The sequence below is a fragment of the Clostridiales bacterium genome (assembly GCA_014799665.1).
In the GTDB taxonomy this organism is placed as follows: Bacteria; Bacillota; Clostridia; order Christensenellales; family Pumilibacteraceae; genus Anaerocaecibacter.
Map to the genome: position 1 here is coordinate 118,468 of JAAVHP010000007.1, position 20,789 is coordinate 139,256.

The following is a 20,789-nucleotide window of genomic DNA, read 5'->3' on the forward strand; positions in this document are numbered from 1 at the left end:
CGCTATCGTGGAAAAGCTTACCGAGCTTCGCGCGGGCGCGGACGATATGGATTACGCGCTTCAATTTTTCGAGGAGAAAAACGTAACCATACTCAAAGACGGCAAGCGTGCGCCCATACTTACTTCCAAAATGAACAACGCGCTGACAAAGCTTATTTCGATCGGCAAGACGCGCGGGTTCGTATCCAACGTAGAGATAGGCGAGCGGCTCACTATCGAATGCGGCGCTGACGCGCAGCAGCTCGAAGAAGCTATGCGCATTATCCGCGACAGCGATATCGAGATCACGGACGGTCAGGTCAAAACGACCGAGCTCAAAAATATCGAGAGCCTTATCGGCGGCGAAGTCGGTACGGACGATCCCGTAAAGGTCTTTCTTAAAGATATAGGTAAAATTCCGCTGCTCAACGCAGACGAGGAAACCGAGCTTGCCAAGCGTATGTCCGACGGCGACGAGGACGCCAAAAAACGGCTCACCGAAGCCAACCTCAGGCTCGTCGTTGCCATAGCCAAGCGTTACGTGGGGCGCGGCATGCAGCTTCTCGACCTTATTCAAGAGGGCAACCTCGGTCTTATGAAAGCGGTCGAAAAGTTCGATTATACCAAAGGATTCAGGTTCTCGACGTACGCCACGTGGTGGATACGTCAGGCGATCACTCGTGCGATAGCCGATCAAGCGCGCACCATCCGTATCCCCGTGCACATGGTGGAAACGATCAACAAGCTTGCGCGCACCAACCGCATACTCGTGCAAAAGCTCGGGCGCGACCCCACTCCGGAGGAGCTTGCCGAGGAAATGGATCTGCCCGTCGAGCGCGTTATGGAAATTCAGCGTATCAGTCAGGACCCCGTTTCGCTCGAAATGCCCGTCGGCGAGGAAGAAGACAGCCATCTTGGCGACTTCTTGGAGGACGAAAAGTCCAAAGCACCGCAGGACTTTGCGGAAGCGGGAATGCTGCGCGAGCAGCTCGCCGCGGTGCTTAACACGCTTACGCCGCGCGAGGAAATGGTCATCCGTTTAAGGTACGGGCTCGACGACGCGCATCCGCGCACGCTCGAAGACGTAGGTAAGGAGTTCGGCGTTACCCGCGAGCGTATCCGTCAGATCGAAGCGAAAGCGCTCAGAAAGCTTCGTCACCCCAACCGGTCGAAGCGGCTCAAAGAGTTTACCGATAGGTAATCGCATACCGATGAACGGTCGGCTCGACGAGATAAAAAAGCAAATACTGCCCGCCGCCGTGATTGCCGACGTAGGCTGCGACCACGCGCTTATTGCCAAATACTGCGCGGACAATGGACTTGCGCAAACGGTTATCGCTTCGGATATAAGCGACGCGTGCTTAAACAAGGCGCGGGCATTGCTTGCTGATACAGAGAACGTTAGATTCGTTTGCTGCGACGGAATTAAATACGATTGCGACGAGGCGGTCATCGCAGGCATGGGCGGACTGCTCATATCAAAAATTTTGACCGCAGCGTCTGCGCTTCCGTCAACGGTCGTCACTTGCCCGCATCGCGACGCGGACTGCGTTCGAAAAACGCTCACGTCACTCGGTTACGGCATTGACTGCGACGAGGACGTAGAGGACAACGGCAAGTTTTATTCGGTCATTCGCGGTCGGCTCGATAAAACGCTCGGTGTGCGCGAGCTCGACGAACTTCAAACACTATTCGGCGTAAACGTATCGCGCCGCAACGAAATCACTGTAAAACGCCTTAAAAAATTATATAAAACTTATGCGGTAGCGCCCGATAGGAACGCCGAAAGGCTGAGTAAAATCGTCGCCGCACTATCGCTTCAAGGCGAACAAATATAACTTCGGCTACATATAAGGAGAGTGTCATGGACGAACAGGTCAAGCAAAAGCTTCAAAAACTACTCGAATACCAAAAGAAAGATATCGAACTGCGCAAGCTCAATGATCAGCTTGGCAAGGACGAGTCGCGCATTGTCATGAACAGAAGCAGGCGCGCTTTCAACGATGCGAAACAGACTATTGATGACTGCGAAGCGCAGGCGGGAACTATTCTCGACAGCTACGCCGATCTTCAATCTTACATTGACGAAACCGAGAAGCTGTTCAACGAGCTCGGCAGTATGGACGAGGTCAGCGACGAGGAGCTCGAAGCGCGCATAAGAAAGCTTGACAGCCTCAGGCAAAAGTTTGCTTCCGCCGAGAAGAAGCTTCACGATACCGAGGAAAAGTCCAAGGCGGTTTGCAACAAGCGTGCCGACGCGCTCAAAACAGGCAAGGCGGCTCAGCAAAAGTTCGCCGAAGCCAAAGAGAAATACAATAAGCTTTTAGGTTCTAAGGCAGATCTTATCTCGTCGCTTCAAGCGAGCCTCGACGCTATTAAAAAGGAGCTCGATCCCAAGCTTTTCGCAGAGTATGAAAAACTTGTTGCGGACAATAAGTTTCCGCCTGTCGTGCCTGCCGCCGGGGACGAGAAAAAGAATGCGTTTAACTGCGGCGGCTGCGGACTCGGACTTCCGCAATCGGGTAACGCGACGATAGCGAATCAGGGCTGGTGCAGGTGCGATAACTGTCACCGTATAATTGTCAACTTTAAGTAATAACATAATAAAAAAATCGGAGAGAATAACCGTGAAAACGATACACAAGGCTATAATCCCGTGCGGTGGGCTCGGCACTAGATTTTTGCCGGCAACAAAGGCTATACCCAAGGAAATTTTGCCCATAATCGATACGCCCGTGCTGTCGTATATCGTAGACGAGCTGGCAAGCAGCGGTATAGACCAAATTCTTATAATTTTAGGTCCCGGCAAGGAAGCTATCAAGCAATATTTTACGGACAACGCACGGCTCGAAAAAGCGCTTAAAAACAAGCCCGAGCTGTTCGAAACCATAAGGCATATTGGCAAGCGCGCCGAAATACGGTTCGGCTTGCAAAAAGAACCGCGCGGAAGCGGCGACGCCGTTATGTGCGCGCGGGAGTTCACTGGGAACGATCCGTTCGTTATGAGTAACGGCGACGATTTGATCGTTGCCGAAACGCCCGTAGCCAAACAGCTTGTCGACGCGTATTCTTCCGTCCCGGCTGCTATCGTCGGAGTGCAAAAGGTGCTCGAAAGCGAAACTTATAAGTACGGAATTATGCGCCCCACTCATATTGAGGATAAGGCGATATGGTGTGACGGCTTAGTCGAAAAACCCAAGAGCAATCCTCCGTCTTTGTATGCCGCATTCGGCAGGTACGTACTCACGCCCGAAATATACGAACGTATTGAGCAGGTGAAAGAGGTCAACGGCGAAATCGGCTTGACCGACGCGCTTTGTGAGATGATGAAAGACCATAAGGCTTACGCCTACGACTTTGCGGGGCGGCGGTACGACATGGGCGACAAGTTCGGCGCGCTGACAGCAACCGTAGACTTTGCGATGTCACGCCCTGATATGAAAGATAAGTTTACCGCGTATTTGAGGTCGGTTCTCGAAAATGACTATTAACGCGCTTTGCACGGCGAATGCTTTAACTGCAAAAAAATACTGTGATAAAGTTTTTACCACCGAGGTAATAAATAAAGACGGGTTTGTCGTTCTTAACCAAGATTTTGCGACGGATAGTATAATCGGCGATATTTATCTTAACGATATGCTCGACGAGGAGCTGTTTGTTCTTGCTTGCGATAGGATAATGACCGCGAATTGCAAAGCGGTGGTGCGCGCGTCTTTCGATCTTGATGAAGCGGGAAAAATCGAAGCAAAGTATAAGCTTTCGCCGATAATGCTTTTGCATAAAATGGGAGTGCTCGGCAATTGCACGATTGTTGGCGGCGTGTGTTTGGACAACGACGATCTTGACCTTATGGCGCAGGAGAGCGTCCCGCTTATTTTATTGCCGACGACTGACGCCGGCTACGGTCACGGATTTGCGCCGGTGACGGCGGCGGTGCGGCGCGGTATACGTGTTGGCGTCGGAACTTTCGACGGAAAGTACAATAAAGCGCACAGTATCGACTACGAGCTGGAATTTTTGCGCCTTACAGCGAATGCTGAGATGAGCTGGGAAAACGTGCTGTCTGATGAAACGCTCAAAAGAATAGCGGCGTTTGAATAAATAATTTTTTATAATATATAATAAAAACCGCGTGTAATGAGTTGACAAACAAATAAAAATAAAGTATAATAACACTCGAATGCGGTCGTGGCGGAATTGGCAGACGCGCAAGACTAAGGATCTTGTGGTAACTCCGTGCAGGTTCAAGTCCTGTCGACCGCACCAATAGCAAAAAAGTCGTAATTTGTCGAAAGACAAATACGACTTTTTTGCTATTTATAGCTTAAAACCTAAAAATATAGTAGAATAAACATATAAATTGGGTTAGCTAGACTGATTAATTATAGTCTTAATGATAAACATAAAAATAATAATGTATTAGTGTAAGTAAAAAATAATTTAAATATAAAAATATGCAACTTATATGATATGCTTTCTTTTTGTTGGCAAATATGCTATAATCATTATGAAGAGGTATTATTATTATGGATTTAGAGATTTATGATGATGCAGTCGCCGAATATTTAGACAACATAGAACGGACAGTACAAGAATTACAAGTAGAGTCTTCTATATGTGATGAAACATTCGAATACACGCTTGAAAATGCAAGAAAAAGCATTCAAAAATATTTAGAAACGAATAGACCTTATGCTCAACTTTTAATGGATTTAAAACATTTGGAATATAAAGATAAATCAACTTATTCGTTAACGGAAATAGCTAAAAAGAAGGACGAATCTAATTCGAGTTATATTATACAATCTTGGTTAAGTAATGTAAATACATTAGAATTGCTTTGTTTGTAGGAGAATGAACATAATCCTATTTTTAATCTTGAAGATGCTAAAAAGTTAATCGATAAGACGAAAGAGCCTTCGTTTACGCTGACTGCTAAAATATGGATTGCAAATACGAATGCCAAAGGATTGATGTCTAAGCAAGGTAGGTGGATGGACTTTCGCCCATCATGAAATAGCGATAGATTTTATAACTTGGTTATCTCCCGAAAAGAGGTATGAGTTATCTAAAATGATTATTGCAAAAGCATTATAAAAACAATTTACAATTAATTTATTATCAATTTTACTATAATGAGGCTACTTATGAGTTATGATGTTGTTATGTTGGCAAACAATGAAATTTCCACTTTTGCTACTGCAGATGAAAATGAGTTTATAATGTTAAAAAAAGCTGCTGAGCTAATAGGTTTGGAATACCCTGAACATGCATTGCTTGAAGTTTGGAATTCTAGTATCCATAACTTGAGAAGAAGGATAGAAGCTTTTAGTATAGATATATTTTTATCTTCTATTTCATCTTTGTCAGGTAGAAAAACATATAAAAAAGATGGAGATTCACTTTCCGAACGATGGGCGGGAATAGATGATGAGGTGTTAATCAATGGTGCAGTACAAGCTGGGGTGCTAAACAAAAAAGCAGGTAAGGCTCTAGAAATGATTAATTGGATGAGGAACCATGCTTCTCCCGCACACGATAGTGATGAGTGTGTTACTAAAGAGGATGTTTTTGGGTTGGTTGCAATTTTAAAGGTCAATTTGTTCGACTGTCAATTGCCGGATCCTGCGCACTCGCCAGTAACACTAATTGAGCCTATTAAACTAAATTCGTTAACAGCTGACCAAATTGAATTATTTAAAGAGCAAATTAATGCTTTTTCTAATAAAGATATTAGAACTATATTTGGATACGCGGTTGATGTAATATGTTCAGGGAAAAATCCTGAATATTCTAATGTATTGGAATTGTTTCAAACAATATGGGATAAAGCTACTGACGAACAAAAAAGTGATATGGGTATGAAAATTTATAAATTCAATTTTGATCCATCACTTGATAAGAGTTTAGATAGTGGAGCTTCAGAACGTTTATATGATATATTATTAAAGGTCCAAGGAATAAAGTTTATTCCAGAAATAACTAGAGCTGCTATATTTCGAAAATTGGCAAAAAATTTGGCTCGCGCAAAAGATACGGCATATGGATGGGCATTAGAAAATTCTGCTAGTTTAGGGCTAAAGCAGGTAGGAATAGGAGTGCCTAGTAGTGCTTTTACTGAGGTATATCAAGAAATATTATGTGTTTGGTGCGGTAATTATTGGGGAAGGTCTGAGGCTTATTCTATTTTGAATGAATTTATCTTTTCTGTTTCAGCTAAGCAAAAAGTGAGTATTGCTAAATTATTTATGAATAATGAAAGGGTACGAAGTGAACTACATCAAGTCAAGCCCAATTATTATGCTTTATCTTTGCTTAGTGATATAAAGAAAGATCTTACTAATGAAAGCCAAAAATCCGAAATAGATGTTATTATGGATAATATTCGTAGAATGGCGCAATAGGTTTGGTTTAACCCCATAAATTGTCGTGGCCAATTTATTTTTTATATCATCCTTTTCGGGTATTAAACACAAAAAATCGATACGATTTACTCGTATCGATTTTTATTTTGATTTAAAACGTATTAGTTAAAAGCACCGGTATATCAATGCTTTTGTCGTGTCGGATTTTGTTTATACTTGACAAAATGCGTTTTTTGGTTTATTCTTATCGTATGGATAAAACCTTATACAAAAGCTATTTAGCTATACTTAAAGAAGAACTTTTGCCGGCTATGGGTTGTACTGAGCCTATTTCGGTGGCGTATGCCGCCGCGCTTGCGCGCAAGACGTTGGGCGCCGTTCCCGAAAGAGTGGAAATCAGCGTAAGCGGAAATATACTTAAAAACGTTAAAAGCGTAATTGTTCCCAACACAGGCGGGCTTAAAGGAATAGCCGCGGCTGCCGCGGCAGGGATTATTGCCGGTAAAGCCGATAAAAAGCTGCAAGCGCTCGAAGGCATTACTAAATCCGAGCAGGCGGAGATTTCGGAATATCTAAACAGCTGTGAGTTCAAAGTAAATCATTCGCAGTCCGGCTGTGTTTTCGATATAGGCGTGACCGTTTTTTCGGGCAAAGATAATGCGTTCGTGCGGATAGAAGGGTATCATACCAACGTAGTGGAAATAGAAAAGAACGGCGAAAAGCAGGAATGCATCAGAGAAGAATACGTAGCCGATGATCTTACGGACAGAACGGTTCTTAACGTTAAAGATATTATCGAGTTTGCCGATACGGTCGATATTAAAGATGTCGAACAGCTTGTTACGCGCCAAATAGATTATAATTCCGCGATCGCGAACGAGGGCTTGACCAACGATTACGGCGCGAGGATAGGCAAAATCTTGCTTTCCGCGTTCGGCGACGGCGTTAATATCCGTGCCAAAGCGACTGCGGCGGCGGGTTCGGACGCGCGCATGAACGGTTGCTCATTACCGGTAGTAATAGTTTCGGGTAGCGGTAATCAGGGTATGACAGCTTCGCTTCCCGTCGTAGTTTATGCAAATCACCTCGGCGTTTCACGCGAAAAGCTTTTGCGCGCCGTCACACTGTCCGATCTTGTTACGATACATCTAAAAACGGGCATAGGCAGGCTTTCCGCATATTGCGGTGCGGTCAGCGCGGGCGCAGGTGCGGGCGCGGGGATAAGTTATCTTTTCGGCGGCGGATACGAAGATATATCCAAAACGATAACCAATGCGCTTGCGATAACATCGGGGCTTATTTGCGACGGCGCAAAGTCGAGTTGTGCGGCAAAGATCGCTTCCGCCGTCGATGCGGGACTGACGGGCATGGAAATGACGAGAAAAGGCTGCTGCTTCCGTGGTGGTGACGGCATTCTCGAAAGTGGCGTCGAGAGCACGATCGATAACGTAGGCGATCTCGCGCGCGTCGGCATGAAGGAAACGGACGAAGAAATAATCAGACTCATGATAAAAAATTTGGATTGATTGTTTATCGTCGGTCGATTTTTGTCGGGCAAGGAGAGTGCACGGTGCAAACCAAATATCCCATACTACTCGTTCACGGAATAGTCTTAAAGGAAAATAAAATTTTCAGGGCGTTCGGTAAAATCGGTAAAAATCTTAAAGCGCAGGGATATTGCGTTCATATCGGCAAGCATGACGGGTTCGGCACGATAGAAAACAACGCCGCGCAGCTCAAGGCGCAAATATTGGAAATCTTAGAGAAAGAGAACGCCGAAAAGATCAATCTTATAGCGCATTCAAAGGGCGGGCTCGATTGTAAATATTTAATAAAAGAATTGCAAATGGAAGATAATGTGGCTTCGCTTACCACCTTATGTACGCCGCATAAAGGCTCTCCGATTGCAACCAAAATCATGAAGCTTCCCAAGTTCATTTTGAAGTTTGTAGCGTTTTGGGTTAATTTTTGGTATCGTATTTTCGGCGACAAGCATCCCGACGCTTATACTGTTTGCGATCAATTGCGTCAGCGAGAGGATATAGATACTTCGTCGTTTTCTGACAAGGTTTACTGTCAGAGCTTTTCCACGACTATGAAGAAAGCTAAAGACGATTTCGTCATGGGCATTCCGCTCATGTTTTCGGGATATTTCGAAAAGAGCGAGAGCGACGGGCTCGTTCCCGTGTATTCCACGGTTTTCGAAAACTACCGCGGCAATTGTACGTCCGACTCTGTATCGCACAGTCAAATCGTGGATTTCTTCGTTCCCAAGAAAAAGAAAGAGCTGATATACTCGTTCTATTACGATATATGTAAAGAGCTTGCCGACATGGGTTTTTAGTCGGTTTAACAGTTTAATAAGATACAATATATAGCGTAACTCCGTATTTAAGGCAACAATAGGTAAAAATCTTTGGAAAAAATGGCTGTAAAAAGATATATATGTTTGACAATTACAGTATAAAGGGGTATACTATAAGAGAGTATCGGTTTTGGTAAAAAGACAAGGGAGTCTCCAAGGCCGATATCGTCATATAAAAAATTCGTCTTTTCAACTAAGTTGGACGTCGAACAACCCAAAAGAGGTAAGCATGAAAAAGTTTAGAAAACTCTTATACGTAATCGCGTTTGCGATCGCAGTTATGGCGGTGGCGTTTACCGTTGTCGCCTGCGACGGCGGCGAAAGTGACGCCAAGTATACGATTACGTTTATGAACGGATCGTCTACATACAGCACTGCGGAGTATTCCGAGGGCGACGAAGTTTCTTTGCCCGAGGACCCGTCGAGAGAAGGCTATGTATTCGACGGTTGGAGCGTGACAGAAAAGGGTCAGGTGGTTTCTGTCGTTTCGACCATGCCCGCGAACAACTTGGTTTATTATGCGCAGTACAGCAGGTGTTACACGCTTACCCTTAACGCGGGTCAGTACGGCACGCTTGCGGAAGATAAAACCGAGCTCACCGTCACGGCGGGTGCAAACCTTTATTCGCTCGTAGCGGACATAGAGCCCACCCCGAGCAGTGGACTTGAATTCGCCGCGTGGTTCTATGGTAACAACGCACTTAGAAAAGGTTTGTCGTACACTATGCCTACCAACGATCTTACTATTAACGCTAAGTATTACGTAGGCTATACTGTAAACACGTATAGGCAAAAGGGTCTTAATAGCACCGAGTACGAGTTAAAGAAGGAAGAATTGAAGGGCTACGTAGGCGAGGCGATCGGCTCGATTCCCACGATCGACGGTTATCGCTACAAAGACGACAAAGCGGGCAGCAGCGATACGACAAAAGCTCTCTCCGCAGTAGCGTCGGAAAACGTATTCAATCTTTACTACGATCTCGATGAATATTCGGTTAAATTCTACGCCAACCTTCCGTCCGACGTAACGGTAGACGGCGAAATGGCAACGGAATTCCATGCGCACGGAATAGAGTATCCTGTTCCCGAGTGCGAGTTCAGCGCCGACGGTTACCGCTTCCAGGGCTGGGCGACTTCCGCAACTGGCGCTGTCGTTTACCGTCCTGTAAAAGGAAATAAGTTCGCGATAACAAAGGTTACTTCGCTCTATGCTGTATGGGTGGAAGCCCTTACCGACGCAAGCGGCGAGAGCCGCGACCGTATATATATAATGAAGGACGAGGACGAAAAGGACGTTGCGTACCTCGAACGCTACTCGCTCCAAAACGATATTAAGGGTGCGTACGACGTAGCCAGCGGCGTATTCACGTTCGCTAACGATACGACGACAGTTCTTCGCGGTATCGCTTCGATTAGCTCCGGAAAATATTCCTATATAGATAAAACCGCTTCGGTCTATAAGCTTATGGATTCGAACGGACAAACTTCGAATAGCGTTACGTTGGAAATAAAGGCGGATGGCAAGAGTGCGGTATATACCAAGAACGGCAATACTTACAGCGGTTCGTTCGAGTACGTTGAGGGCGAGAACTCGCTTAAATTCACTTCCGAACAAGAGAGCTTCTTCTTCCGTATTAACAGCGCGTCCGGCGCATATCAAAACCCCGGCCAAGCGATTTTCGAGATCCGCGGCAAGGAATACGGCGAATGGCAAAACCTTCTTCAAACCGGTTACGTGGACGGCTCGTATACGCTGTTCCTTGACGGCTACGGAGAAGCGGCCATGTACGTGTACGGCTTTAACGACTCCATGAACGGCTATGCCACCACAGGCTTTTCCGCATACTACAACTTCACGGCTAACAGCAACGAGATCGATCTGTATGTATTCAGCTCGCGTAACAATACCGTTCGTCACGAGCTGTGCTCGCTCAGAGAGGGCGATTATACCACCGAGCCCGACACGGACGGCAATACGGAAACTTATAAGCGCGTTTATATAGAAAGCTTCGGTCAAACGATTTACGCTAAGCCTGCCGAAAACGGCAGCGTTGATACCGACGGCGATAAAATAGTGCTTGAAAATTACAGCGTCGACGAAAACAGCGCTAAGTATTATCAGAACGGAAAGATAGTTCTTTCGGGAACGTACGTTTACGACCGCTATTCTGGCATACTTACCATCACGCCTAAGACGGGCGACTCCAAGCAGTTCGAAATCGACGCCGAAGGCGAGTACACCGTATTCGAACCGCTCGAACCAATTTGCGGTCAGTATTATATTCTCGGTTTGGAAAATACGTTCGGCCCGCGCGGATTTTACCGTTTCCGTATAGATAATAACGGAAAAGCGTCGTTCGTATTCTTATTGCCTATTTATACCGATACCTTCTACGGTCAAGTCGGTTTGGAATATTACGAGCAGTTCTCGGGCGACTATAAATTGGTCACTCCTGCGGGAGAAGACGCCGACGGCAACGTAACTCCCGCCGAGTATGTTTTCACGGCAGACGAGAGCTACGAGAACAATAACGCGTGGTATAACGTTTACTTAAGCTACTATTATATGTTTAACCGCCAAGCGGCGCTTGACATAACCAACTTCGTAAACTTCAAGTTCATATTTGTCGAGGACGAAGAATTAGATTTAACTTATATCGGCGTTACCGACATAGGCGACAATCAATCTGGAATCAGAATTTCCTATACCGACGACTTAGGTAATGAAAATATTTATGAGCTTGACGGATACAGCTACGTTTACAAAGTGACCAATGACGTACTGTCCGAGGAAAAGGAAGAAACCGTAAGATATATTTACGATAATAGCGTTGGCGTTAACCGTATTTCGCTCTACGTTAATTATAGATTGTCTACCCAAAAGGTTATAACGTATATCAACGCCAACGGCGACGGAAAAACTTATGAGCGGTATTCCGCGGAATATTATTCCGGAAACGCCGATACCACGCTTAAAATCATTATATTCGATAACAACGTGGCTATGCTCTGCATTCTCTATTCCAACACCTTCCACGTAGTATCGATCGGTTCGGTAACTTGGGACGGAGAAACCAAGGGCACGTATAACGAACAAGTCGGTACGTACAGCAGCGTTTCGTTTATCGGACTTGCCAAAGAGTATCATGTCTTCGACTTCTATCTCAGAGCGGTAGGCGACGGAACGTGCTTCTTTATCAGCGAAGCTAGCGAAACAATTACTGCTGCCGACGGAGTGAGCACGCTTGTTATAAACGAAGCGGATAACGTTGCAACTTATACTTTGAAAGTCGGTGATAAGACCACTAAGTACGAAGGTAACTGCACGATTCGCGGCGACATAGTTAAGATCACTTATGCCAACGAGGACGACGCGGGTACCAAAACGCTTAAAATCACCGGCTCAGGCAACTCCAAATCGTTCAAAGAAGTAACCGACATTGCCGGTTATTGGATGGATAATGCCGACGGAAAGAGCTATCTGTATATTTCCGGCGAAACCGCAGGCGAGGACGCTTATTCCGCGGAATACTATGCGTATGACGATGACACCAATAATTGGACGTCGACTGTCGGTACCGTTCAGGCAACCGAAACAGAGGATGAAAAACCGCTTAAAGGTTACGAATTTACTTCGGCAAACGTTTCGTTCATATTCAATGTTGGTAAGAGCTCATCTACGAATATGCCGATATTCGGCAGGTATATAGGATCTGTCGTCGGTCGATACGTTTATATGCGTACTCCGTCGGGTAGCTTCACTGCGATAGGTACGCTTACGGGTGGCGGCTATTCAAATTATACATTTACTTACAGAGCGACGAGCACTTCCAATAACACCGTGACGGGCGATTACGTCGAAGGTGACGCAGAGAAAGGAACGTACTTCTTCGTTGATAATTCTTCTTCCGGAACGTATTTCTATTTTGTTGAGGAAGACGTAACGTACGTTGACGAAGACGGCGAGACCAAAACTCAAACGGTGTTGTTCCTGCGCGACGGAATGTTTACCGATCCCAATTACGGCGTATTCGAACTGCACTTGGGAAGTGAAACGAAAGTAACACTCAGTTATTCCGAGGGCGATGAAAAGCAGGTTACCGTCGAAAAGATCGTTATGTCGGGTACTTATAAAGCCACCTTGCATTATGACGATAACGGAACAAAAGGAACCGTCGAGGGTAATTACATTGCATATACTTCCGGGTTATACCTGTTCTATGGAATTGACGATAACGACGGCGAGGTCGGGTTCTGGTTCAAGATATACACCACGGGTGACGACAAAGGCACACTCTGTGTCCGTATCATGGACAACGAAAAGATCAACGCGTACGTAGGCGCAGATAATTCGGTCGTATACTTCGACGGCTACGAAACGGCGCTATATATCGACTCCTACGGCAGAGTTTTCTACGCTAACTTCAAAACCGTCGGTACCGTAGACGGAAAAGAGGTTATCGCGGTAACTTATACCGATAGATCGATTTATACTCCTAATCCCGGCAATAACGGCGGATCTTTCGGAGGCAAAACGATACACGTAAAAATCGATCCCGAAACACATACGTTTATCGCCGTTGATTGGTCGAATAATGACGGACAAGAGTAAATTAAAAGTTTTGCCATATTAAAGGTGAATAAACTTGACAACTTATCGGTAAAATTGTTAAAATAAATAGAATATAACAAAATTTTGCCGATCGGCTTTTCGTAACGGAACTAACCGTACGATTTTCAAGAGGATATATAAATGACACGAGTTGCTCGAAAAACACTTGCAAAAAATATAATCCTATGCGTGTTGATAGCGTTGTTGATAGCGGTATTGGCTTTACAGTTCGTATCCGCGCCCGTGAGCATTTCGCCCAATAAAAACAGCGTCAACGCGGATAGTATGAACGGCGTTTCCGTTTCATACACGCCTGCCGATAACGGAAAGGGCAGCGATTACACGCGCTCAGAAACGGTGATTGAGGAAAGCTCGTCGCTGTATGCAACTCCCGCGCCCAACGACGAGATTACGGTTATAGTTTCCGTCGACGGCACGCCTATGATGGATTTTGCCGCGGCTAACGGCGTCAGCGTTGCGCAGGCGCTCAAAACTTCGGGTGGCAAGGCAAATTTTGAAAATCTTTCGCGCATTCGTAAGCAAGCATATAACAGTATATCCAAGTACGTAACTGAATACCGTTACGAGTATTCTACAGTATTGAACGCGTTCTCTGCGACAATACGTTATGCCGACCTCAAAAAAATCGAGAGCGGATTGTACGTTAATAACGTAATTATATCCAATACCTACGCTGCACCCGAGGCGGTCACCGAGAACTACGTAGAAGTTTACGAAACCGGTATTTTTGACTCGTCCGACGTAGGCTATGACGGAACAGGTACCGTAGTTGCCGTTCTTGATACCGGCACCGATATCACACACGAAGTTTTCGACATGGAGCTTGATCCCGCTACGATCGCCATAACCAAAGACGACGTGGCCGCTGTTGCCACGAGCCTTACCGCGACCTCTTTATCCAAGGATGCGGGCGAGGATATAAGCGAAGACGATCTTTACGTAAAAACAAAGCTTCCGTATGTTTACGACTATGCGGACAGCGATACAAACGTTTACCCCAAGGAATCGCACGGTACGCACGTTGCCGGTGTTATTGCGGGTAAATCGAACACTATTACGGGCGTTGCGCCGAAAGCGCAAATCGCCACTTTTAAGGTTTTTTCCGACTATGTGAGCGGTGCAAAAACCGAATGGATACTTGCCGGTCTTAATGACGCGGTAACGCTCGGCGTCGACGCTATCAATATGTCGCTCGGCACTTCTTGCGGTTTCTCGCGCGAGGTGGATGAGTTGGAGATCAACGCCGTTTACGATAAGATAAACGAAGCGGGTATTTGCTTGGTGGTTGCTGCGAGCAACGACGCGTCAAGCGCCAGTGGTAGTACGTGGGGTAATACCAACCTTGCGAGCAACCCCGATTCGGGTACCGTCGGGTCGCCGGGTTCGTACGATGCTTCGCTTTCCGTTGCTTCGGTCAGCGGCGTAAAAACCAAATACTTCACTGTCGACGGTAAAGAGATTTACTTTGCAGAATCGCGCCTTGTAGGTAAAACCGATTCCAACGATTTCGTAGGCGGACTTCTCGGCGATAAGAGTGAGGGCGAATTCGATTATGTGGTTATCCCCGGCGTCGGTCTAGACGTTAACTATACCGGTCTCGACGTTAACGGCAAGGTCGTGTTTATCAAACGCGGTAACACCAACTTCGAGGAAAAGGTACGCGTTGCACACGAGCACGGCGCGATAGCTGCTGTGGTTTATAATAACGTTTCCGGTACTATAAGCATGTCGGTAGGTACCAAAGAAGTAATGCCGAGCTGCTTTATTACCATGGATATGGCGAAGGATATAGTGGACGCCGGATCCGGCACGATCAGGCTTTCTACCGAATATCTCGCGGGTCCGTTCATGTCCGACTTTTCGAGTTGGGGCTGTTTGCCTAATCTTACGCTTGCGCCCGACATTACTGCGCACGGCGGCGAGATTTATTCGTCCGTAGCCGGAACTAATCAATATGACAAAATGAGCGGTACGTCCATGGCTACGCCCAACCTTGCGGGTGCGCTGATTTTGGTGCGCCAAGCCGTTAAGGAAAGCGGGCGCTATGTTTCGACCGATGCCGACTATACTAAGAACGTTCGCGACGAGTCGTACAGCCGTATGATGAGCGCCGCTACCATTGTTCGCAACGAGGAGGGTAATCCTTACTCGCCGAGAAAGCAAGGCTCGGGTCTTGCCGATATTAAAAACTCAATTAATACCAGGGCGTATCTCACTGTCGACGGCTCCAACAAGCCCAAGCTTTCGCTCGGCGACGATCCAAATCGCACGGGCGAGTATACGCTCAACTTTAATATCGTTAATACTTCGGGTAGCGCCGTAAGCTACAATATCGAGCCTATCGTCATGACTGAAAGTATGTCGAGCGACGACCGCACTGTTGCCGAAAAGGCATATATGTTCAACGATACGACAAGTACGTACGCTATCAAAGCCACCAAGGGTAAAGCTACCATTAACGGCAACTCGATAGCGGTTAGCGGCTATGGTGAAGCGGCGATAACCGTCACGATCAAACTCAGCGACGCGGATAAACAATATCTTAACAATACCTTTATCAACGGTATGTTCGTAGAGGGCTTTGTTCAGCTCGTAACGGGCACGCTTGACGGCATTTCGCTCAGCATTCCGTTTATGGCTTTCTACGGTAATTGGGCGGATGCTCCCATGCTTGACGTTAGCGCGTATCAGGTAGGCGAGTCTGCGGTGGACGATTCGGTCCTTGCCGAGGATAAACTTGTCGCAGATGTTTACGGCACGCTTCCGTACTCGGGCTTCTATTCGGCTTCGTCCTCGTCCGAGGAAAAGATCGGATATTGGGGTATGGGCAACTTCGCTTATATCCCCGCAGCGGGCTACGAGGCTCCGCCTGCGCAGGAAAAGTATGCGGCTGTCACGACCAACCCCGACGGAGATTTCTTGTTCTACATGGTAAGCGCGGGACTTCTCCGCGGCGCAAAACGCGTTGATATGGAAATTCGTAACAGCGCAACAGGCGAGCTGTTGTGGACCGGCGTTGATTACAACGCGCGTAAGAGCCACGGCTCCGGCGGACAGCAAACTGGCGGTGCGGTAATGGTTGAGCTCAATATAACCAAGCTCGATTTGCCCAATAACTCCAAGTACACGTTCACAATGTATACCTATCTCGATTGGCAGGACGAAAACGGCGAATACACCAACGGCAACCGTAACAAGTTCTCGTTCGAGTTCACCGTAGATAACGAGCGTCCCGAGCTGACCGACGTTGCCGTACGCAAAACGGGCAATCCCGGTTCCGAGCGTTATTTGCTTGAACTCACTATGTACGACAACCATTATATTCAAGGTTTCTCTATTTCTACGTATGCGGGCTCGCACGAAAACGAAACCTACGGCTACACCGAATACGACGATATGATTAACCTCGCAGGCGGTGTAATTCCCGTAGCGTCCGAATATAATCGCGACAGTACGTTTACGCTTGACGTTACCTCGTATTGGAGCGTAATACAAGCTAACGAGGGTAAGCTGTATTTGTCCATATTCGACTACGCTAAAAACGAGCAGTCGTACGATCTTGTCGTGCTCGATAAATATATCAAGGACGACGTTCGTATCGAGAAAACCCGTACGGCAAGCGATAGCTATTCGATTCTTCCTCACGCTCAAATAGATTTGGGTGAATATATCATCGAGCGTTCCAATACCAACAGCTCGGCTACTACCGACGATGAAAAGGTTTTCGTTGAGGGCTATTGGCACGAGGACCTTGTTTGGAAAAGCAGCGACAGCACGGTTGCCTACGTCGACGAAAAGACGGGCGTTGTTACCGGCTTAAAAGAGGGTAAGGCAACAATAACCGTCAGCAGCCCTATGGGTAAATACGATGACGGTAAACTCGTCTACGGTGGCGAGAAAGATATCGATTATTTTTTGTCTTTCGAAATAACGGTCGCAGGTACGCCGCTCGACAGCATTTCGCCTTATCAAGTGGAAATGTCGGCAACAGGTATCGCGCTTGAACGCGGAGAATCGAAAGTAATTTATGCGACGGTTAAGCCCGCCGAATTATTGGAAAAACAACCTGTTCTCGAATGGATGTCCACGAGTTCGAGCGTGTCTGTCGTTCCGTCGGCTGATGGGTATTCGGCTACGGTCACCGCGCTTAACAGCGGTAGCGCAACCGTTCGCGCCACGGTAAAAGGCACGAACGTTGCGGGCTACACAAGCGTTCGCGTACTCCAAGAATACACCATGTACGAGAACATCTATTTGCGCTCGTACACAGGTCGCGGCGGCGATTATACCAATGAGGACGGCGAGGTAGAACACAACGTAGTCGATATTCCCGAAGACCAGGGCGTTGTTTACATTTATCCCCGTGCGTTCATGCGCAACGAATATATCAAAAAGGTAATTATTCCGGAGGGCGTGACCACGATTATGGAACTCGCGTTCTATAATTGCGAAAGCCTCGAAGAAATCGTGCTTCCGTCGTCGCTTGAAACTATTGAACAACTTGCATTCGCCGATTGTAATAATCTTAAAAAGATCACAGGACTCGGCAACGTAAAATCGATAGGTGACAGTGCGTTCTGGGGTGCGGCGGTTACTGAAATTGATTTGTCCAGTTGTACGTATGTAGATAACTATGCGTTTGCTTTCTGTCAATCGCTCGAAAGCGTCGACCTCAGTCGCGTAGGTATTGTCGGCGGTGGTGCGTTCTCATACTGCACTTCGCTCAAATCGCTCGTTATTCCCGCACACACCTCTATGGCGTACGATACGACGTATCTTGAAACTGATAGGGTTTTAAGCCGTCGTAATCAGGGCGGTGCGTTTGCTTACTGCACGGAGCTCGAATCTGTAGAGATTTATGCGGATAGCGTGGGTAAGAGTGCGTTCTATGCTTGCGAAAAACTAAGGAGCGTAACCTTCTATAACGATGTTAACGTAATAGGCGAGCAAGCGTTTAAGCGTTGCGTGGCGCTTACTAATATCAATTTCAGCGGATCTGTATATCGTTTCGATGACGAAGCATTTGCCGAATGTTCGTCGCTCACTTCGTTTACACTTCCCGACGGGCTCACTGTTATGGGCAGCTACGTATTCAGCGGAGACAGCTTCACGACCATGACGATATCGTCGGGCGCGAACCTTACCAATATCCAAGCGGGTACGTTCAACGGCTTAACTCGTTACGTTGAGCCTAACCAGGCTCAAGTTGTTACGAATAACCCTGTAAGGATTTCGAGATTTGATGTAGAAAACGGCAATAAATATCTTTCGTCCGACAATAACGGTATTCTTTATGACCGTGCCGGCAAAAAGATAATTGCTTTCCCGTCGTATGCGGTGCTCTTGCGTCATGAGTTGATTATTAACGAAAACGTTACGACTATAGGCGCGGGCGCGTTCTCTAATTCTTATGATATTACGACTATCGATCTTAGTAACGTAGAATATATCGAAGAAGGCGCTTTCGAGAATTCGAGCATAACGACTATTTCCGGCGCCGATAACGTCAAGTATATCGGAGAACGCGCTTTCAAGGGCTCCAAGATAACCTCGCTTCCTATAAGCGCGGAAAATACGACCTATATCGGCGACTATGCGTTTGCGGACGTGTTCGGCGACGTAACTGGCACTCTTGAATTCACGGCTCCCAAAAATCTCGAATATCTTGGTTCTTACGCGTTCGATAACAGCAAGTTTACTTCGGTATCGTTTAAGGACAGCTCGATCAAATCGGTAGGTAACTACGCGTTCAATAACTCGGCGCGTCTTAATAAGATCGAGTTGGGCTCGCTCGAAAGCGTAAGCCGCGGAATGTTCAATAACTGCTCGATGCTTAAAACGGTCGATTTCGGTAAAGTAAAGGAAATCGGCGCGGAAGCGTTCAAGGGTTGTTCTAAACTCGAATCTATCGAATTGCCCGAAAAGCTTACTGAAATCGCGGACGGAACGTTCGAAAATTCGGGCTTAACAACGATAGAGCTTCCCGATAGCTTAACCGTGATCGGCGCTAACGCCTTCGCGGGCAGTGCTCTCGGCACGATCAATCTTTCTAACGTAACCGAAATCGGCAATGCGGCGTTCAAGTCGACTAAGCTCGTGTCGGTCAATGCCTATAAAGTAAAGACTGTCGGTAATAATGCATTCGAAAACTGCACAGACCTTGTTTCGGTCAATATGCCTGTTCTCAGAAGCTTGGGCGACAGCGCGTTCGAAAGCTGCGCTGTTCTCGACACCGTAACTCTCCCCGAGATCAGAACGGTAGGAAAGCGTGCGTTCGCTAAGTGCGTCGCGCTTGAAGGCATAACGCTCAATACCGCCGAAACGCTAGGCGATCAGGCATTTGCCGAAGCCTCGGCATTAAAGACCGTTTCGATAAACGGCGTTAAGAATATCGGTTACGAGATCTTGCGCGGTACTGTCGTAGAAACGGTATCGCTCCCCGAAACGCTTAATAAAGTTACCGAAGGCGCGTTCAACGGCGCGGATAACATCACGGCTATAACCGTGGATGATGCAAACAAATCGTTTCTCGACGATAACGGAGTGCTGTATATCAAGAACGACAGCAACTTCTATACGCTCGTTGCGTATCCCGCCGGAAAAACGGCTACCGAGTATTCGGTCCTCGACAGGACGATCAAGCTTGGCGCGTACTCGTTCGGCGGTAACAAGTCGATACGTAAGCTCACGCTTCCTGTATATCTCGAAGTGATCGGTGTATCGGCAATGAAGGGTATGGATAGCCTTACCGAGATAACGATTTACGCGGTCGAAGCGCCCACGCTCGAAAGCAAGGCTGTTATTACCTATAAGGAAGACAGCGTCGAGATGGAGAGCGGCTACCGCGAGGTTGCTGATGAAAACGGCTACGTCAATACGTACGAGAACTTCAACTTCGAGTTCGGCAGCGACGCGGAAGAAGATCGCGATCTCCGCATAATCGTTCCCGCAAACGCTTCGGGCTACGACAACAAGATTTGGAAAGCGTACGTAGGCAAGTATATAACTTCTTCCAAGCTTATCCATGCTTCGAGCGGTACGCTTGACTATATCGAGCGTATAGTAAATCTTCCCGACGCACCCACAGCTGACGATGCCGAGGAAGTAGCGGCGCTCCTTCGTATTTACAATATGCTCGATCAAACGCAAATGCAGTTTGTAACGGGTAACTACAATTACACGGAAGGCGATAACAGCATAGACAAAGCCTACTATTTGGCATTGTTCGGGTCTAACGGCAATCCTACTAACTTCTACTCGATTCTTCAAGCCAAGGCGGCTAATGCGACCTCTGCTACGCTCAATAACTCTGATATTTTCGGCGCCGAGGTCAATGCGGCAAGCACGTCGATAAACGGCAAGCTATTTGCGGTTATCGTGCTCGCTGTCGTAGCGATTGCCGCGGTCATCGTATCCCTTGTTCAAATCAAAAGGAGGGACCGCTAAT

Annotated in this window: 11 protein-coding genes and 1 tRNA gene; all 12 read left to right on the forward strand. The window is 46.9% G+C overall.

The annotated features are described in order from the left end of the window. Positions 1-46: 46 nt before the first annotated feature. A complete protein-coding gene (gene rpoD, locus HDT28_03225) occupies positions 47-1,180 on the forward strand; it encodes an RNA polymerase sigma factor RpoD (GenBank protein MBD5131594.1) in 1,134 nt (377 codons plus the stop codon). 10 nt (positions 1,181-1,190) lie between these two features. Beyond that, positions 1,191-1,817, forward strand: a complete 627-nt coding sequence (locus HDT28_03230) for an SAM-dependent methyltransferase (GenBank protein MBD5131595.1) — start codon at positions 1,191-1,193, stop codon at positions 1,815-1,817. A 26-nt stretch (positions 1,818-1,843) separates the two neighbouring features. After that, positions 1,844-2,575, forward strand: a complete 732-nt coding sequence (locus tag HDT28_03235; GenBank protein MBD5131596.1) for a hypothetical protein — start codon at positions 1,844-1,846, stop codon at positions 2,573-2,575. A 7-nt stretch (positions 2,576-2,582) separates the two neighbouring features. Further along, positions 2,583-3,470, forward strand: coding sequence for a UTP--glucose-1-phosphate uridylyltransferase (locus HDT28_03240; GenBank protein MBD5131597.1), 888 nt, complete (start codon positions 2,583-2,585; stop codon positions 3,468-3,470). After that, a complete protein-coding gene (locus HDT28_03245) occupies positions 3,460-4,080 on the forward strand; it encodes a hypothetical protein (protein MBD5131598.1) in 621 nt (206 codons plus the stop codon). The genes HDT28_03240 and HDT28_03245 overlap by 11 nt, the downstream gene beginning before the upstream one ends. A gap of 81 nt (positions 4,081-4,161) precedes the next feature. Next, positions 4,162-4,245 (forward strand) — tRNA-Leu (locus tag HDT28_03250). A 260-nt stretch (positions 4,246-4,505) separates the two neighbouring features. After that, positions 4,506-4,829, forward strand: coding sequence for a hypothetical protein (locus HDT28_03255; GenBank protein MBD5131599.1), 324 nt, complete (start codon positions 4,506-4,508; stop codon positions 4,827-4,829). A 315-nt stretch (positions 4,830-5,144) separates the two neighbouring features. Continuing rightward, positions 5,145-6,383, forward strand: a complete 1,239-nt coding sequence (locus tag HDT28_03260; GenBank protein ID MBD5131600.1) for a hypothetical protein — start codon at positions 5,145-5,147, stop codon at positions 6,381-6,383. 212 nt (positions 6,384-6,595) lie between these two features. Further along, positions 6,596-7,870: a serine dehydratase subunit alpha family protein gene (locus HDT28_03265; GenBank protein MBD5131601.1), complete on the forward strand. Its 1,275-nt coding sequence runs from the start codon at positions 6,596-6,598 to the stop codon at positions 7,868-7,870. 44 nt (positions 7,871-7,914) lie between these two features. Then, positions 7,915-8,688, forward strand: coding sequence for a hypothetical protein (locus HDT28_03270; protein ID MBD5131602.1), 774 nt, complete (start codon positions 7,915-7,917; stop codon positions 8,686-8,688). Between the two features lie 250 nt (positions 8,689-8,938). After that, positions 8,939-13,321: a hypothetical protein gene (locus tag HDT28_03275; protein ID MBD5131603.1), complete on the forward strand. Its 4,383-nt coding sequence runs from the start codon at positions 8,939-8,941 to the stop codon at positions 13,319-13,321. Between the two features lie 189 nt (positions 13,322-13,510). Then, positions 13,511-20,788, forward strand: coding sequence for a leucine-rich repeat protein (locus HDT28_03280; GenBank protein ID MBD5131604.1), 7,278 nt, complete (start codon positions 13,511-13,513; stop codon positions 20,786-20,788). Position 20,789: the final 1 nt, after the last annotated feature.

Coding starts and splice junctions, on each gene's coding strand:
- HDT28_03230 (MBD5131595.1), top strand. CDS start 1,191: ATGAACGGTCGGCTCGACGAGATAAAAAAGCAAATACTGCCCGCCGCC.
- rpoD (MBD5131594.1), top strand. CDS start 47: ATGGATTACGCGCTTCAATTTTTCGAGGAGAAAAACGTAACCATACTC.
- HDT28_03245 (MBD5131598.1), top strand. CDS start 3,460: ATGACTATTAACGCGCTTTGCACGGCGAATGCTTTAACTGCAAAAAAA.
- HDT28_03255 (MBD5131599.1), top strand. CDS start 4,506: ATGGATTTAGAGATTTATGATGATGCAGTCGCCGAATATTTAGACAAC.
- HDT28_03235 (MBD5131596.1), top strand. CDS start 1,844: ATGGACGAACAGGTCAAGCAAAAGCTTCAAAAACTACTCGAATACCAA.
- HDT28_03275 (MBD5131603.1), top strand. CDS start 8,939: ATGAAAAAGTTTAGAAAACTCTTATACGTAATCGCGTTTGCGATCGCA.
- HDT28_03265 (MBD5131601.1), top strand. CDS start 6,596: ATGGATAAAACCTTATACAAAAGCTATTTAGCTATACTTAAAGAAGAA.
- HDT28_03260 (MBD5131600.1), top strand. CDS start 5,145: ATGTTGGCAAACAATGAAATTTCCACTTTTGCTACTGCAGATGAAAAT.